The organism is Luteimonas sp. MJ250 (assembly GCF_039548455.1).
Classification (GTDB): Bacteria; Pseudomonadota; Gammaproteobacteria; order Xanthomonadales; family Xanthomonadaceae; genus Luteimonas.
The window spans coordinates 1-15,326 of the sequence record NZ_JBCLVB010000001.1 but is presented as its reverse complement, the minus strand read 5'-3'; the positions used below and the strand labels follow the sequence as shown (position 1 = coordinate 15,326).

Genomic DNA, 15,326 nt, shown 5'->3' with positions numbered 1-15,326 from the left:
CGCGCTGCCGCGCTATCCTCGTCCTGCAGGCAAGGGGGACACGGCACGATGCACGCCAACGAAGGCAGGTTCGGCGACATGCTGCGGCAGCTGATGGCGCCGCCCGACGAAGTCATGCGCGATCTGGCCGCGAGCGGCGAACGCCTGGTCGCGCGCATCCGCCTGCTGCTGACCGTGCTCGCACTGCCGCTGCCGCTGCTGGCCGCGGCGTCGGGAGCGGGCATGGGCCGGATCCTCTTCTACCTCGGCGCCGTGGTGCTGGCCAGCGCGGTGTCGCTGCTGTGGCTGGTACTGTCGCGCCGGCCCCGTCCGTGGCTGCCGTTCGCGACCGGTGCATGGGACGTGAGCCTCGTCACCGCGGTGCTCGTGGTGTTGGCAATCGGGGCGCCTGCGGCCGGACTCGACAGCGTTGCCGCGTGGTCGTTCTACCTGATCGCGATCGGGCTCACCGCGCTGCGTGCCGACGGCCGCGTGGCCCTGTTCGCCGGCGCGCTCGCACTGGTCCAGTACGCGGCATTGGCAGCCGCCCTGTCCGCGGGCGCAGGCACCGCCGGCGGCCTCGTGCCATCGGACCTGGACGGCGCCGGGGTGGGCGCGCACCTGCTGCGCCTACTGCTGGTGGTGGTCGCCACGGGCACCGCGGTCGCGATCGTGCGCCGCATGCAGTCGCTTGTGGAGCGGTCCGGGCATGACGGCCTCACCGGACTGCCGAACCGTTCCTGGCTGCTGCAGCGGATGCCGCACGTGTTCGCGACCGCGCGCAATTCGGGCGCCTCGCTGACCCTGGTGCTGCTCGACATCGACCGCTTCAAGCGCGTCAACGACGAGGCCGGCCCGCAGGCCGGCGACCGCGCCCTGCGCCACATCGCCTCGACCATGAGCGAGATGCTTGCCGACAACGAATCCCTGGCGCGGATCGGCGGACAGGAGTTCGTGATGGTGCTGCACTGCCCCGCGGGCAGCGCCTGGGAGCGCCTGGACCGCCTGCGCCGGACGCTCGCCGAGCGCCCGTTCCTGCCCGAGCGTGGCCAGGACGCCTTCGCGTTCACCTTCAGCGCCGGCCTGGCCGCCTGGCCGCAGGACGGCGCCAGCACCTCGGGCCTGCTCGGCTGCGCCGACCGTCGGCTGAAGTCCGCCAAGGCTCCCGGCGGCAACCGGATCGTCGCCCGCGACCCCTGAGTTCCGGTTGCCCGCCCTCCCGCCCTGCACTACGCTGCCCCGTCGCCGCGCGCCCGCGGCCGTAGCATGGGGATCGGGATCACGATGGAAGTGTTGACGCGGATTGGCTTCGGCCTGTTTGGCCTGGCCGTGCTCATCGGGATCACCTGGCTGTTCTCCAACAACAAGCGACGCGTCGACTGGAAGCTGGTCGGCACCGGCGTCACCCTGCAGATCGCGTTCGCGGCCCTGGTGCTGCTGGTGCCCGGCGGACGCGAGGTCTTCGACTGGCTGGGCCAGCTGTTCGTGCAGGTGCTGGCCTTCGTCAACGCCGGCTCCGAATTCATCTTCGGCAGCCTGATGGACGTCCAGACCTACGGCTTCATCTTCGCCTTCCAGGTGCTGCCGACGATCATCTTCTTCGCCTCGCTGATGGCGGTGCTCTACCACCTGGGCGCGATGCAGTTCATCGTCCGCGTGATGGCGCTGGCGATCACCAGGGTGATGCGCGTGTCCGGCGCCGAGACCACCAGCGTCTGCGCCAGCGTGTTCATCGGCCAGACCGAGGCGCCGCTGACCGTGCGCCCCTACATCTCGCGCATGACCGAGTCCGAGCTGATCACGATGATGATCGGCGGCATGGCGCACATTGCCGGCGGCGTGCTGGCGGCCTACGTCGGAATGCTCGGCGCGGGCGATCCCGCGCAGCAGGCCTATTACGCAAAGCACCTGCTGGCCGCCTCGATCATGGCCGCGCCGGCGACGCTGGTAATCGCCAAGATCCTGATCCCCGAGACCGGCGAGCCGCTGACCCGCGGCACGGTGAAGATGGAGGTCGAGAAGACCACCAGCAACCTGATCGACGCCGCCGCGGCCGGTGCCGGGGACGGCCTGAAGCTCGCGCTCAACATCGGCGCGATGCTGCTGGCCTTCATCGCCCTGATCGCGATGATCAACGCGCCGCTGACCTGGCTGGGCGATGTGACCGGCCTGGCCGCCGCGATCGGCAAGCCGACCGACCTGTCCACCATCTTCGGCTACGTGCTGGCACCGGTGGCCTGGCTGATCGGCGTGCCCTGGACCGATGCCGGCACGGTCGGCTCGCTGATCGGCCAGAAAGTGGTGATCAACGAATTCGTGGCCTACCTGCAGCTGGCCGACATCGTCAACGGCCGCGTGGAAGGCGTGAGCCTGGGCGACGAAGGCCGGCTGATCGCCACCTACGCGCTGTGCGGCTTCGCCAACTTCAGCTCGATCGCGATCCAGATCGGGGGCATCGGCGGGCTCGCGCCCGACCGCCGCCAGGACCTGGCGCGCTTCGGCCTGCGCGCGGTGCTGGGCGGCACCGTCGCCACGCTGATGACCGCGACCATCGCCGGCGTGCTGACGCACATCGGCGCCTGAGGGCGGCCGATCGTGTCCCGCGTCGTCGTCGTCGGCTCGTTCAACGTCGACCACGTCTGGCACTGCGCGGAGCTGCCGCTGCCGGGCGCGACGCTTGCAGGCGAATACGCGACCGGCGCCGGCGGCAAGGGCTTCAACCAGGCCGTGGCCGCGGCACGTGCCGGCGCCGACACCGCCTTTGTCTGCGCCCTGGGCGACGACGATGGCGGCCGCCTGGCGCGCCGGCTGGCGGCGGCGCACGGCATCGACCTGCGCGCCCGGGACAGCAGGGCCGCCACCGGCACCGCTGGAATCTTCGTCGACGCCGGCGGCGGCAACAGCATCGTCATCGGCCCGGGTGCGAACGCCAGGCTGACGCCCGAATTCGTCGCTGCCCAGGGCGAGGCGATCGCCGCCGCCGACGTCGTGCTGGCGCAGATCGAGTCGCCGGTCGATGCCATCGTCGAGGCGCTGCGCCTGGCGCGCGCCAGCGGCGCCCACACCATCCTCAACCCGGCACCTGCCAACGCCGCCTGCAGCCGCGAGCTGCTGGCGGTGGCCGAGCTGCTCACGCCCAACGAAACCGAGTTCGCCGCCCTGCTGGCACGGCACTGCAACAGCGCCACCGATCCGGCAGGCCTTGCCGCGATGGATGGCGAACGCCTGCACCGCCACTGCCGGAACCTGCTGCCCCGCGGCACCGTGGTGCTGACGCTCGGCGCCGCAGGCTGCTTCGTCTCGCATCGCGAGGACAGCCTGCGCGGCGACGGCGACACGCACTACCGCTGCCCTGCGGCGGCGGTGAAGGTGGTCGACACCACCGGTGCCGGCGACGCCTTCAACGGCGCGCTCGCGGCGTCCCTGGCGCTGGCCCCGGCGCGACCGTTCGCGGCGAACGTGTGCTTTGCGACGCGCTACGCGGCGCTGTCGACCGAGCGCCCCGGCGCGGCGGCCTCGATGCCGTCTGCGGACGAGGTGTCCGCGCGCTTCCCCGGCGGCTGAGCCACCACACCCGGGCTGCAGCCCCCGGCCATTGGCGCCACGCCGCCCGCGTCCATCCGGTTACGGGATCGGCGACAATGGGCACATGCGCATCGGCCCCCACGCGATCGTCCCGCACGTCGTCCTCGCGCCCATGGCCGGCGTGACGGACAAGCCGTTCCGGCTGCTTTGCAAGCGGCTGGGCGCGGGCCTGGCCATGTCGGAGATGACGACATCCGACCCCCGCTTCTGGAACACAGAGAAATCGCTCCGCCGCATGGACCACGCCGGCGAGCCCGATCCCGTGGGCGTGCAGATCGCCGGCACCGAACCTGCGCAGCTGGCCGACGCCGCCCGCCACAACGTCGACCATGGCGCCCAGCTCATCGACATCAACATGGGCTGCCCGGCGAAGAAGGTCTGCAACGCCTGGGCGGGATCCGCGCTGATGCGCGACGAGGCCCTGGTGGCGCGCATCCTGACCGCGGTGGTCGGCGCCGTGGACGTGCCGGTGACGCTGAAGATCCGCACCGGCTGGGCGACCGGGCAGCGCAACGCGCTGGCGATCGCGCGCATCGCCGAGGACTGCGGCATCCAGGCGCTCGCCGTGCACGGCCGTACCCGCGACCAGCATTACACCGGCCGGGCGGAGTACGACACCATTGCCGAGGTCAAGTCGCGATTGCGGATTCCCGTGATCGCCAACGGCGACGTCGACTCGCCGGCGAAGGCGGCAGAGGTCCTGCGCCGCACCGGCGCCGACGCGGTGATGATCGGACGCGCCGCGCAGGGCCGGCCCTGGATCTTCCGCGAGGTCGCCCATTTCCTGGCCACCGGCGAACGGCTCCCTCCGCCGTCGCTCACCGAGGTGCGCGACATCCTGCTCGGCCACCTCGAGGCGCTGCACGCGTTCTACGGCGAGCAGTCGGGCGTGCGCATCGCACGCAAGCACCTGGGCTGGTACGCGAAGGACCGCCCCGAGAACGCCGCCTTCCGCGCCGTGGTCAACCGCGCCGAAAGCGCGCGCGCGCAGCTCGACCTGACGCGCGCCTACTTCGAGGCGCTGTCCGCGGGCGTCGCCCCGCCCTTGCTTTCGGCGGCCTGAGCCGGCCGACGACAAAACCCCGGGCAGGCCGGGAGTTCGTGACCGCCGTGCCGCGGTCAGGCGAGGACCCGGAACCGCTCCGCGTCGTCCATGAAGGCCTTGTCCGCGAACGGTGCCTCGTTGGACCCGAACGGCATCTGCGCGCGCAGCTTCCAGCTGGCGGGGATGTCCCACTCGCTGCGCACGGCGTCGTCCACCACCGGGTTGTAGTGCTGCAGGCTGGCGCCGATGCCGGCCTCGGCCAGCGCCGTCCAGGTCGCGACCTGGGCGATGCCCGAGGACTGCTCCGACCAGACCGGGAAGTTGTCCGCGTACAGCGCGAACTGCTCCTGCAGGCCCTTCACCACATCCTGGTCCTCGAAGAACAGGACGGTGCCGACCCCGGCCGCGAACGATGCCAGCTTGGCCGCGGTGGCCTCGAAGGCCTCGGCCGGCACCAGGGGGCGCAGCGCCTCGCCGGCCAGCGCCCAGAACTTTTCGCTCTGCGCGCCGAACAGGATCACCGCGCGCGAGGACTGGGAGTTGAACGAGGACGGGCTCAGCCGGATGGCTTCCTTGATCAGCGCTTCGATCTCGGCCCGCGACTGGCCGACCTTCCGGCCGAGGCTGTACTGGCTGCGGCGCTTGCGCAGGGACTGGATGACGGGGTTGTTCATGTGGCTCTCCGGGAGGGTTCAGAAGCGGATGGGCCCATGGTATTGGAAACAAATAGGGCTTATATCAACTTCAAAACCACTGATTGTTCTATACAAAGAACACCAGCCCGGGGAACCAGGCTCGGGCGAAGTGCTCAGCAGGTCGTGGCCGGGCAGTCGCCCACCGGGCCCAGCTCGACGCCCGGGTCGAAGATCCGCGCCCAGACCATCGGCAGGCGACCGCGAACGTCGCCCCAGTCGAAGGACAACTGCGTGGGCGGGACGGCCCGCCACTGCCCGTCCGCGAACTCGGCGACCACGAAGCTGAAGCTGTAGTCCGGCTCGCTGCCCATCCGCAGGTCGGTCAGCACCAGTCCGCCGTCAACCTCGGCGGCGCGCATGAACCCGTGGTTGAACCAGGCCAGGCGCGCGACGGCGGGAACGCCGGCCGCCTCCTCCAGGGCCGCGATATCGGAGGCATGGTGCCGGAACCGCATCGTCCCCGGATCGTCCGCCAGCGAGCGCAGGCCTTCGACGTAGCCGTCCGGCGTCATCGCCACGACCCGCCACAGCAGGGTGTTGAACGGCATCGGCACGGAGAAGCGCGGCGCCTCGTCCAGGCCCATGGCGGCCAGCGCCCGCCCGGCCTCGCGCTCGACCATCCCCTTCGCCAGCAGCGACCAGCCCAGATAGGCGGTGCTCAGCGCCAGCCCCGCGGCGAGCGCATGCCGGGCGGCCGCGCGCTCGCGCAGCAGGAACGCCGCGATGCAGGCCAGCAGGAGCCACGCCGTGTACAGCGGGTCGATGATGAAGATGCTGGACCACATCACCGGTGGCAGCGGCAGCGGCCAGAGCAGCTGGGTGCCGTAGACGGTAAAGGCGTCCAGCAGCGGATGCGTGAGCAGCGCCAGCTGGATCGCCCAGAACCACGGCCGCGGTGCCTCCGCCACGCGCCCGCCGCGACCGCGGAAGAAGGTCCAAACCACCCAGCCCAGCAGCGGCAGGACCAAGAGCGAATGGCTGGCGCCGCGGTGCAGGGTCATCAGCGCCACCGGATCGTCGGTGAACAGTTTGATCGGCAGCGAGTCGAGGTCCGGCAGGGTGCCGAGCACCGCACCGGCAAGCAGGGCGGCACGGCGGTGCGCGGCCGGCGCGATGGCGGCGGCGACGGCGCCGCCGAGCACGATCTGGGTCAGTGAATCCATCCGCGAATGGTAGCCCCCCGCGTTTGCGCCGGGATCATGTGCGGGCCGGCACAATGCACGCGGGCCAGCGCCCGTGTATCATGCGCGCCCATCCTTTCATCCGTATCAAGGGATATAAGCCGCGATGACCAGCCCGTCCTTCCTGTTCACCTCCGAATCGGTCTCCGAAGGCCATCCCGACAAGATCGCCGACCAGATCTCGGACGCCGTGCTCGACGCCATCCTGACCCAGGACAAGGCCGCCCGCGTGGCCTGCGAAACCATGGTCAAGACCGGCGTCGCGATCGTGGCCGGCGAGATCACCACCAGCGCGTGGATCGACCTCGAGGCGCTGACCCGCAAGGTGATCCTGGACATCGGCTACAACTCCTCGGACGTCGGCTTCGACGGCGCCACCTGCGGCGTGCTGAACCTGATCGGCAAGCAGTCGCCGCACATCGCCCAGGGCGTAGACCGCAAGAAGCCCGAGGAGATGGGCGCCGGCGACCAGGGCCTGATGTTCGGCTACGCCACCAACGAGACCTCCAGCTTCATGCCGGCCGCGATCCACCTGTCGCATCGCCTGGTCGAGCAGCAGGCCAAGGTGCGCAAGAAGAAGAAGTCGCCGCTGCCGTGGCTGCGTCCGGACGCCAAGAGCCAGGTCACGCTGCGCTACGAAGACGGCCAGGCGGTGGCGATCGACGCGGTCGTCCTGTCCACGCAGCACGCCCCCGGCGTGAGGCAGAAGGACCTGGTCGAAGCCGTGCGCGAAGAGATCCTTGCGCCGGTGCTGCCGGGCAAGTGGCTGCACAAGGGCACCAAGTACCACATCAACCCGACCGGCAAGTTCGAGATCGGCGGCCCGGTGGGCGACTGCGGCCTCACCGGCCGCAAGATCATCGTCGACACCTACGGCGGCTGGGCGCGCCACGGCGGCGGCGCGTTCTCGGGCAAGGATCCGTCAAAGGTCGACCGTTCGGCTGCCTACGCCGCGCGCTACGTGGCCAAGAACGTCGTTGCCGCCGGCCTCGCCGACCGCTGCGAGGTGCAGCTCAGCTACGCGATCGGCGTCGCCGAGCCGACCTCGATCTCGGTGACCACCTTCGGCACCGGCAAGGTCGGCGACGACCTGATCGAGAAGCTGATCCGCCGCCACTTCGACCTGCGTCCCTACGGCATCATCAAGATGCTGGACCTGGTGCATCCGATCTACCAGCGCACCGCGAGCTACGGCCACTTCGGCCGCAAGCCGCAGGACGTGAGCTACGTGGATGCCGCCGGCAAGACGCATACGGCGACGGCGTTCTCCTGGGAAAAGACGGACAAGGCCGACGAGCTGCGCAAGGCCGCGAAGCTCTGAGGACCGGGGGCTGCGGACCGCAGCCCCTTCCAACCTGCTGCTCCTGCAGGTTTTTTGCTCAGGCCGGCACGGACGCCGCGGAGTGCGCCTGCGCGCTGGCGACTTCGCGTTCGGCCTGGGTGAAGCCGTATTCGGGCACGACCTGGCCTGCAGGATCGGACACCGCCTCCCATTCGGCGATCAGGCGTTCCCCGGCATCGTCGCCGGCACCCATGTACCGGCCTTCGGTGAGCGTGACGTACGCACGCGCGAAATGCCCGCCGCCGGCGCAGACGATCGCGCGCGTCGGCGCGCCCTCCACCACCAGCGGCAGCAACGCCGGACTGACCAGCCTCGGGTCCAGTGCCGCCAGCTGCTCTTCCGGCAGGATCCCTTCCATCATCCGCGTGGCCGCCGTCGGCGCCAGGCAGTTGACCCGGATGTCGTATTTGGCGCCTTCGATGGCAAGCGTCTGCATCAGGCCGACCAGCGCCATCTTCGCCGCGCCATAGTTGGCCTGGCCGAAGTTGCCCCACAGGCCCGAGGAGGACGTGGTCATCACGATGCGGCCGTGGCCCTGCGCGCGCATCGTTTCCCACACCGCCCTGGTGCAGATCGCCGCGCCCATCAGGTGCACGTCCACGACCTGGCGGAAGGCATCCAGCTCCATCTTGCCGAAGCTCTTGTCACGGAGGATGCCGGCGTTGTTGACCAGGATGTCGATGCGTCCCCACGTCCCGAGTGCCTGCGCGACCATCGCGGCGACCGCGGCTTCGTCGGTGACCGAACCGGCCGCGACAATGGCTTCGCCGCCGGCAGCACGGATCTCCTCGGCCACGGCCTCGGCCTGTCCGCTGCCGATGTCGTTGACCACCACGCGCGCGCCCTTGCGCGCAAGGTAAAGCGCGTGCTCGCGGCCAAGCCCGCCGCCCGCACCCGTGACAATTGCTACACGCCCGTTCAACGGCATGGCCGTCCTCCCGTCAGTTGGAAATGGATGGAAATGCGTGCCGGTTCAACCTGCCCCGCCGTCTTCCCGTCGTTTCGATGACCTCGGCTCCGCGTCCTTGACGTGCTTTTCCAGCCACTCGTCCGTCTCGGCCAGCATGTGCAGGATCGACTCCCGTGCGCGGTAGCCATGCGACTCGTTGGGCAGCATCACCAGGCGCGCGGTGCCGCCGAGGCCCTTGATCGCCGCGTACATGCGTTCGCTCTGCATCGGGAAGGTGCCGGAGTTGTTGTCCTGTTCGCCGTGGATGATCAGCATCGGCTCGTTGATCCTGTCGGCATGGTCGAAGGGCGACATGGCGTCATAGACTTCGGTGGCCTGCCAGTAGTTGCGCTCTTCGGCCTGGAAGCCGAACGGCGTCAGCGAGCGGTTGTATGCGCCGCTGCGCGCGATGCCGGTGCGGAACAGGTCCGAGTGCGCCAGCAGGTTGGCGGTCATGAACGCACCGTAGGAATGCCCGCCGATCGCGATGCGCTCCCGGTCGGCCACGCCACGCTCCACCACCGCGTCCACTGCGGCCTGCGCGCTCGCGACCAGCTGCTTCACGTAGCTGTCGTTGGGCTCGGCGTCGCCCTCGCCGATGATCGGCATGGTCGGGCCGTCGAGCACGGCATAGCCGCGCGCGAGGTACGCCAGGGGTCCCCAGTAGCTGATGCGGTTGAAACGATGCGGCGAGCCGCGCACCTGGCTTGCGGCATCGGCGGATTTGAACTCGCGCGGGTAGGCCCACATCAGCATCGGCAGCGGGCCGTCGCGCCCGGGCTCGTAGCCGGCGGGCAGGTACAGGTCGGCGGTCATCTCGACGCCGTCAGCGCGCGAATAGCGGATCTGCTCCTTGCTCACGCCGCGCAGCGCCGGCGTGGGATGCGGGAAGTCGGTCAGCGCGACCGGTTCGGCATCCGCGGCGGCACCGAGCGTGCGCAGCAGGATGTTCGCGGGCTCGGTCGGAGACTCGCGGGTGGTGAGGATGCGCGACGCCTCCGCGTCGAGCAGCGCAAACGGCGCCTCGTACCACGGCGCCTCCGACCGGAACAGGCGCTCGATCCCGCCGCCCGCCAGGTCCTGCCGATCGACGAAGGGCCGGTCGCCCTCGGGCGACGCGCCGTCGCCGATGCGGTAGATGGTTTCGCCACCGCCGGTCGTCAGCAGGCGCGCGAAGCCGCGATCATCGAGCTGCATCACCGGGGTGCCGGGATCCGCATAGCGGTCCTCGTACGAGCCTTCGCGCAGCAGCACGGGCGCGGCGCCGGTGTCGGGCGCAAGCCGCCATTCGCGCGTCCGGCGCGTCTTTCGCCAGGATTCGGTCAGCAGCGCCAGCCCGCCATGGCCCCAGCGCACGCCGCCGTAGCGCATCGACAGATCAGCGATCGCATCGGGCTCGCCCTTGAAGGGCGCGGCGTGTGCGAACACGCGGTCGCGCACCTCCACCTCGCGCGCGGGATCACCGCCGTCCTGCGCTTCGGCCCAGACCAGGGTCGCCGGCGCGTCGGCGCGCCAGGCGATGCGGCGCACGCCGGTGGCCACGGCGTCATTGCCCGTGGGCAGGCCTTCCACCAGCGGCAGCGTGGCGACGGTGTGCAGCAGTTCGCCACCCATGTCGATCACGTCGATGCGCCGCGGGAACCGCGAATACGGCACCAGGTAGGAGAACGGGCGCTCCAGGCGCTGGCGCAGCAGGTGGCGGCCATCCGGTGACACCGATGCGCCCACGTACAGCTCCGGGCCGCCGATCGTCTCCACCCGCCCGTCCAGCCCCAGCCGCGCCAGCTGGCGCGTCATGTAATAGGCGAACAGCGCCTCGTCGTGCGGGTTGCCCAGCAGGTCCTGGTAGGTGCGCAGGCTCTGCACCTGGCCTCCGCCGTCGGTCTGCTGGATGTTCGGGCCGCGCGGAATGCCGTCGCTTTCCGGCGCCGCACCCTGCCCGTCGGGCCGCAGCAGCGCGATCAGCCCCGTGCTGTCGGGCAGCCAGTCGAAGCCGCTCCCGACCGCCGTGCCCAGAGGCTGTTCGATCAGGCGCCGCGCGCGTCCCGCGGCGACGTCGACCAGCCACAGCTCGACGCGCCCGGCGCGCTGGTCGACGTGGCTGAAGGCGATGTGGCGCTGGTCCGGCGACCACTGCATCGACGCCAGTGCCAGCGGCTGCGGCAGGCCCGCGATGCGGCGTTCGGCGCCGTCGTCCACGGACTGCAGCCAGAGGTCGTCGATGAAGCTGAAGGCGCTGGCCGACTGCGTGCGCGGGTGGATGCGCAGGCCGGCAAGCTTGAGTTCGGGCTGGGCGACGACATCGATGCCCGGAAGCGACGGCACCTGCATATAGGCGATCAGGTCGCGTTTGGGCGACAGCGCCAGGCGCGGTGCCTGCGGCGCATCGACGATCGCGCGCAGCGCGGGCGCCGGCAGGCGGTAGCCATTGGTGTCGCTGCTGGCGTCGCCGGCGCTTGCGGCGCCTGGAGCCGTGTCACGGGCCTGCGATGGCGCAGGTGCCATCGCCAGGCAGGCGAGCAGCAACGGAGCGGCGAGGGTCTTCAGTGCGGGCGTATGCAAGGCGTGGGTCCTGCTCAGGGCAAACCCCGAGCCTAGCCCGTGCACCACCCCCGCGTACCGTGGCGAGGGTCATGCCCGCCACGGCACGGCCCTCGCAGGCGGTCAGCCCTCCTGCACTGTCACCGTGCCCGGCAACTGGACATAGTTGCCATCGGCGTAGTGGCCATCGGCCGAGCTCGAGATGTTGAACAACCTCTCGGCGCTGCCGTACTCCGTCCCACCCAGGTTTCGGGCCAGGCCCATCGCGAAATCGAAGGTCGCCACCGGGTTCCCATCGTAGTCCTGGGTAAGCGCGCGCAGCTCGTGGTCCATGCCGTCGGTCGCCTCCAGCGCGCCTTCGGCATGACCCTGGAGCTCGGCCATTTCGGCTTCGGTGTAGGTGATGGTGACCGTGTCGCCGGGCTCCACCGGGCCGTCATGCGCCTTGCCCACGTCACCGGTCTGCGCGGCATTGACCATCTGCGCCGTGTTCCGGTCGACCTGCATGGTGAACGCGTACTGCCGCTCACCGATGATTTCCTCGCCGTCGGCATCGTACTTCTGCGTCAGCGTCATCGGCACGTTGTCGCCGTACTGCACGTCCACGGTGCGCTCCATCGTGCCGTCGGGATACGTGGTGACCACCGAATTGCCGGTGTTCGCCGCCCCCTCCAGGCCAAGTTCCACCGGGCCGAGCTTCACGTCGACCTTGGCCTGCGAGGAAAAGTCGATCTTCTCGATGGTCTTCACTTCCGACACGCCGGTGCCGTTGTCGGCAGGCATGTTGCCGTTGGCCACGAAGTCGCCGTATGCGGCTTGCCCTTCCACCGTGGACAGGTCGAACTCGGCGGTCTTGAGCGTGGCGCCGGCCAGGCTGGTGTCATTGCCCAGCATGAGCTTGACCTGCTCGAAGTCCAGGCCCACGCCGTTGTACGCCCGGATGGCCTCGGTCGGCCCGGCGGTCACGCGCACGGTGTCGGCCCCGGTCTTCTCCACCAGGAGGCTGGTGCCCTCCTCGTTCGTCACCTTGGTCTCGGCGGCGATGTTCCTGAAGGTGGCCTTGAACTCGTTGCTGGAATAGCTCGAGCCGTCGATCCTGATGATCGTGCCGGTCGGCATCGATGACGGATCGAACGGATTGACGCTGGCCAGGTCGGTGCCCTTCGCCGCCTGTTCCGGCATCGAGACTTCGTAGGACGCCTTGATACCGTCGGTGCGGCCGTATTCCAGGCCTGCCTGCTTCACGTCCACACCGGCATTGAGCGTCACCGACACGTCGCTGGAGGCGGTATAGGTGGTGACGCCGTTCCCGGTCTTCTGGCCGGCCACGACCGTGGTGCTGCCGTCGATGCCGAAGCTCAGGCCGACACCCTTCGAGTTCTTGACGCTCTCGCTGAACCCGCCGTTGGCCGTCAGTGAAACCGTGCCCTTGTCGGGATCGACCGCAACGCTGCCTCCCACGCTGGCGCCGCTGGTGGACTTGTTGCCCTCGGCATCGGTGGTGGTGGTCTTCTCGGTCTGCTTCCCGCCCACGGTGACGCCGTCGTCGGACACGCCGACGCTGGCCTCGCTCTTCGAACTCGTGCCGTTGGCTTCAGTTCCCGTCTTTGCGGTTTCGTCGCCGGTGACCTTGGCGGAGCCGCCTGCGTCGGCGGTTTCGGCGGCCGCGGCCGGCAGGTTGAGCATGTCGCCCGGATACAGGGTGTCGGGATTGGACAACTGCGGGTTGGCGCCGATCAGCGCCTGCGGGGTGGTGCCATTTGCCTTCGCGATGCTGTCGATGCTGTCGCCGCGCGCGATCTCGTACTGCTTCGGCGGCTCGGGCGGCGGCGGCGGGGCGGGCTGGGTGTATCCGATTGCAGTGATGGCCATGGCAGGCGTCCGATCATTCCGGGGAGTGGGACCAGACTAGTGAAAGCACGGCGCGTCCTGAACCCGGTGCGACCCTAGGTTACCGCTCCGCGGGCCGCCGCCCGGGCTTCACCGGGCCGCCGTTTGGCGCAGGGACAGCCCCGGCCGTTCGCCGGGGAGCCGCAGGCGATATAATCCGCGTCTCCGCCGAGGGGCGCTGCGACCGTGGAACCAGCACGGCCAGGCTCGGCGGATCGCACCCGAACGGCGCCCGGTTCCCCACCCTTCCCTTCCGGGCGGGAGCGGGCACAGAAACCGGAGCTTCCGCATGAACGCTGTGACCAAGACCTTCTCTACAGAGGGCGACTACAAGATCGCCGACATCTCCCTGGCCGATTGGGGCCGCAAGGAGATCGACATCGCCGAGCACGAGATGCCGGGACTGATGTCCATCCGCCGCAAGCACGCCGCCAGCGCCCCGCTCAAGGGCGTGCGCGTGACCGGCTCGCTGCACATGACCATCCAGACCGCGGTGCTCATCGAGACCCTGAAGGACATCGGCGCGGACGTGCGCTGGGCCTCGTGCAACATCTTCTCGACCCAGGACCACGCTGCCGCCGCCATCGCCGCCACCGGCACTCCCGTGTTCGCCTGGAAGGGCGAGACGCTGGAGGAGTACTGGGACTGCACGCTCGAGGCGCTGAGCTTCCCCGACGGCAAGGGCGCCGACGGTAAAGATAAATTTCTCGGCCCGCAGATGGTGGTCGATGACGGCGGCGACGTGACCCTTCTGATCCACAAGGGCTTCGAGCTCGAGCAGGGCGACGAGAGCTGGGTCAACGCCCCCGCGTCCAGCCACGAGGAGCAGGTGATCAAGAACCTGCTCAAGCGCGTCGCCAAAGAGCGCCCCGGCTTCTGGACCACCGTGGTCCGCGACTGGAAGGGCGTCTCCGAAGAGACCACCACCGGCGTGCATCGCCTCTACCAGTTGGCCCAGGACGGCCAGCTGCTGGTGCCGGCGATCAACGTCAACGACTCGGTGACCAAGTCGAAATTCGACAACCTGTATGGCTGCCGCGAGTCGTTGGCCGATGGCCTCAAGCGTGCGCTGGACGTGATGCTGGCCGGCAAGGTCGCGGTGGTCTGCGGCTATGGCGACGTCGGCAAGGGCTGCGCGGCTTCGCTGCGCGCCTATGGTTCACGCGTGATCGTCACCGAGATCGACCCGATCTGCGCGCTGCAGGCCGCGATGGAAGGCTTCGAGGTCGCGACCATCGAGGAGACCCTCGGCGAGGCCGACATCTACGTCACCACCACCGGCAACAAGGACATCATCCGCGTCGAGCACATGACCGCGATGAAGGACCAGGCCATCGTCTGCAACATCGGGCATTTCGACAACGAGATCCAGGTCGATGCGCTGAAGGCGGTGGACGGCATGGAGATCATCAACATCAAGCCGCAGGTGGACAAGTACGTGTTCGCAAACGGCAACGCGATGTTCCTGCTCGCCGAAGGCCGCCTGGTGAACCTGGGCTGCGCCACCGGTCATCCGAGCTTCGTGATGTCGAACTCGTTCGCCAACCAGACGCTGGCGCAGATCGACCTGTGGGCCAACAAGGACACGTACCAAAAGAAGGTCTACATCCTGCCCAAGCTGCTCGACGAGGAAGTCGCGCGCCTGCACCTGGAGAAGATCGGCGTGAGGCTGACCAAGCTGACGCAGGAACAGGCCGACTACCTGGGCGTGCCGGTGGAAGGTCCATTCAAGCCGGAGCACTACCGCTACTGAGCCTTCTGCGGACATGTCCGCGGGTACATGAAAAAGGGCGCCCCCGGGGCGCCCTTTTTTTGGGTTCTTCCCGCAACCGAGGCCCGCACCCCGCCCTGGCACCAATCCCGTGGGAACGGCGCCTCCCAACCCTGTGGGAGCGGCTACAGCCGCGATCGACGACAGCGCGGGGCCAGTTGTTGCGGCGGGGGCCAGTTGTTGCGACAGGGCCTCCGTTGCGGTCCGCGCTGCCCGTCCCGTGCATCTCCGTTGTGGTCCGCGCTGCCCGTCCCGCGCACAGGGGGTGTGCTCCCCCGGCCTGTCCGCGTCCTGCTCCCAAGGCCGGCCGCCGGCCATCCATGGCCGGCTGTACGCACACCCCCTGTG

Annotated in this window: 11 protein-coding genes and 1 riboswitch; of the genes, 6 read left to right on the top strand and 5 right to left on the bottom strand. The window is 69.4% G+C overall.

The features are described 5' to 3' along the window. Positions 1-48 precede the first annotated feature (48 nt). From WCE37_RS00055 to dusB, 4 genes are all read left to right on the top strand, one after another. Positions 49-1,179 (top strand): GGDEF domain-containing protein, encoded by a 1,131-nt coding sequence (locus WCE37_RS00055; RefSeq protein ID WP_343277587.1) that lies wholly within the window; start codon positions 49-51, stop codon positions 1,177-1,179. An 84-nt stretch (positions 1,180-1,263) separates the two neighbouring features. Further along, on the top strand, positions 1,264-2,562 hold the full coding sequence (locus WCE37_RS00050; protein ID WP_343277586.1) for a nucleoside transporter C-terminal domain-containing protein: 1,299 nt from the start codon (positions 1,264-1,266) through the stop codon (positions 2,560-2,562). 12 nt (positions 2,563-2,574) lie between these two features. Next, a complete protein-coding gene (locus WCE37_RS00045) occupies positions 2,575-3,543 on the top strand; it encodes a ribokinase (RefSeq protein WP_343277585.1) in 969 nt (322 codons plus the stop codon). Positions 3,544-3,628: 85 nt separating this feature from the next. Continuing rightward, a complete protein-coding gene (gene dusB, locus WCE37_RS00040) occupies positions 3,629-4,627 on the top strand; it encodes a tRNA dihydrouridine synthase DusB (protein WP_343277584.1) in 999 nt (332 codons plus the stop codon). A 56-nt stretch (positions 4,628-4,683) separates the two neighbouring features. Here dusB and WCE37_RS00035 read toward each other — a convergent pair whose 3' ends face one another. Together WCE37_RS00035 and WCE37_RS00030 are read right to left on the bottom strand one after the other, a co-directional pair. Further along, positions 4,684-5,283, bottom strand: coding sequence for a nitroreductase family protein (locus WCE37_RS00035; protein ID WP_343277583.1), 600 nt, complete (start codon positions 5,281-5,283; stop codon positions 4,684-4,686). 134 nt (positions 5,284-5,417) lie between these two features. Next, positions 5,418-6,467 carry a metal-dependent hydrolase gene (locus tag WCE37_RS00030; RefSeq protein ID WP_343277582.1) on the bottom strand — a complete coding sequence of 350 codons (1,050 nt, stop codon included), beginning with the start codon at positions 6,465-6,467 and terminating at the stop codon, positions 5,418-5,420. A 124-nt stretch (positions 6,468-6,591) separates the two neighbouring features. On the opposite strand from WCE37_RS00030, the gene metK reads away from it, so the two are divergent. After that, positions 6,592-7,806 (top strand): methionine adenosyltransferase, encoded by a 1,215-nt coding sequence (metK, locus tag WCE37_RS00025; RefSeq protein ID WP_343255817.1) that lies wholly within the window; start codon positions 6,592-6,594, stop codon positions 7,804-7,806. Between the two features lie 58 nt (positions 7,807-7,864). Here metK and WCE37_RS00020 read toward each other — a convergent pair whose 3' ends face one another. The 3 genes from WCE37_RS00020 to WCE37_RS00010 all read right to left on the bottom strand — a co-directional run bounded on the left by WCE37_RS00020 (position 7,865) and on the right by WCE37_RS00010 (position 13,189). After that, positions 7,865-8,755 (bottom strand): SDR family NAD(P)-dependent oxidoreductase, encoded by an 891-nt coding sequence (locus WCE37_RS00020; RefSeq protein WP_343277581.1) that lies wholly within the window; start codon positions 8,753-8,755, stop codon positions 7,865-7,867. A gap of 45 nt (positions 8,756-8,800) precedes the next feature. Then, positions 8,801-11,281, bottom strand: coding sequence for a prolyl oligopeptidase family serine peptidase (locus WCE37_RS00015; protein ID WP_343277616.1), 2,481 nt, complete (start codon positions 11,279-11,281; stop codon positions 8,801-8,803). 159 nt (positions 11,282-11,440) lie between these two features. Next, entirely contained in the window at positions 11,441-13,189 is a 1,749-nt protein-coding gene (locus WCE37_RS00010; RefSeq protein WP_343277580.1) for a LysM peptidoglycan-binding domain-containing protein, read from the bottom strand. Between the two features lie 182 nt (positions 13,190-13,371). Then, a riboswitch (S-adenosyl-L-homocysteine riboswitch) is annotated at positions 13,372-13,448 on the top strand. A 48-nt stretch (positions 13,449-13,496) separates the two neighbouring features. Here WCE37_RS00010 and ahcY point away from each other — a divergent pair. After that, positions 13,497-14,960 carry an adenosylhomocysteinase gene (gene ahcY / locus WCE37_RS00005; protein WP_343277579.1) on the top strand — a complete coding sequence of 488 codons (1,464 nt, stop codon included), beginning with the start codon at positions 13,497-13,499 and terminating at the stop codon, positions 14,958-14,960. Positions 14,961-15,326 lie beyond the last annotated feature (366 nt).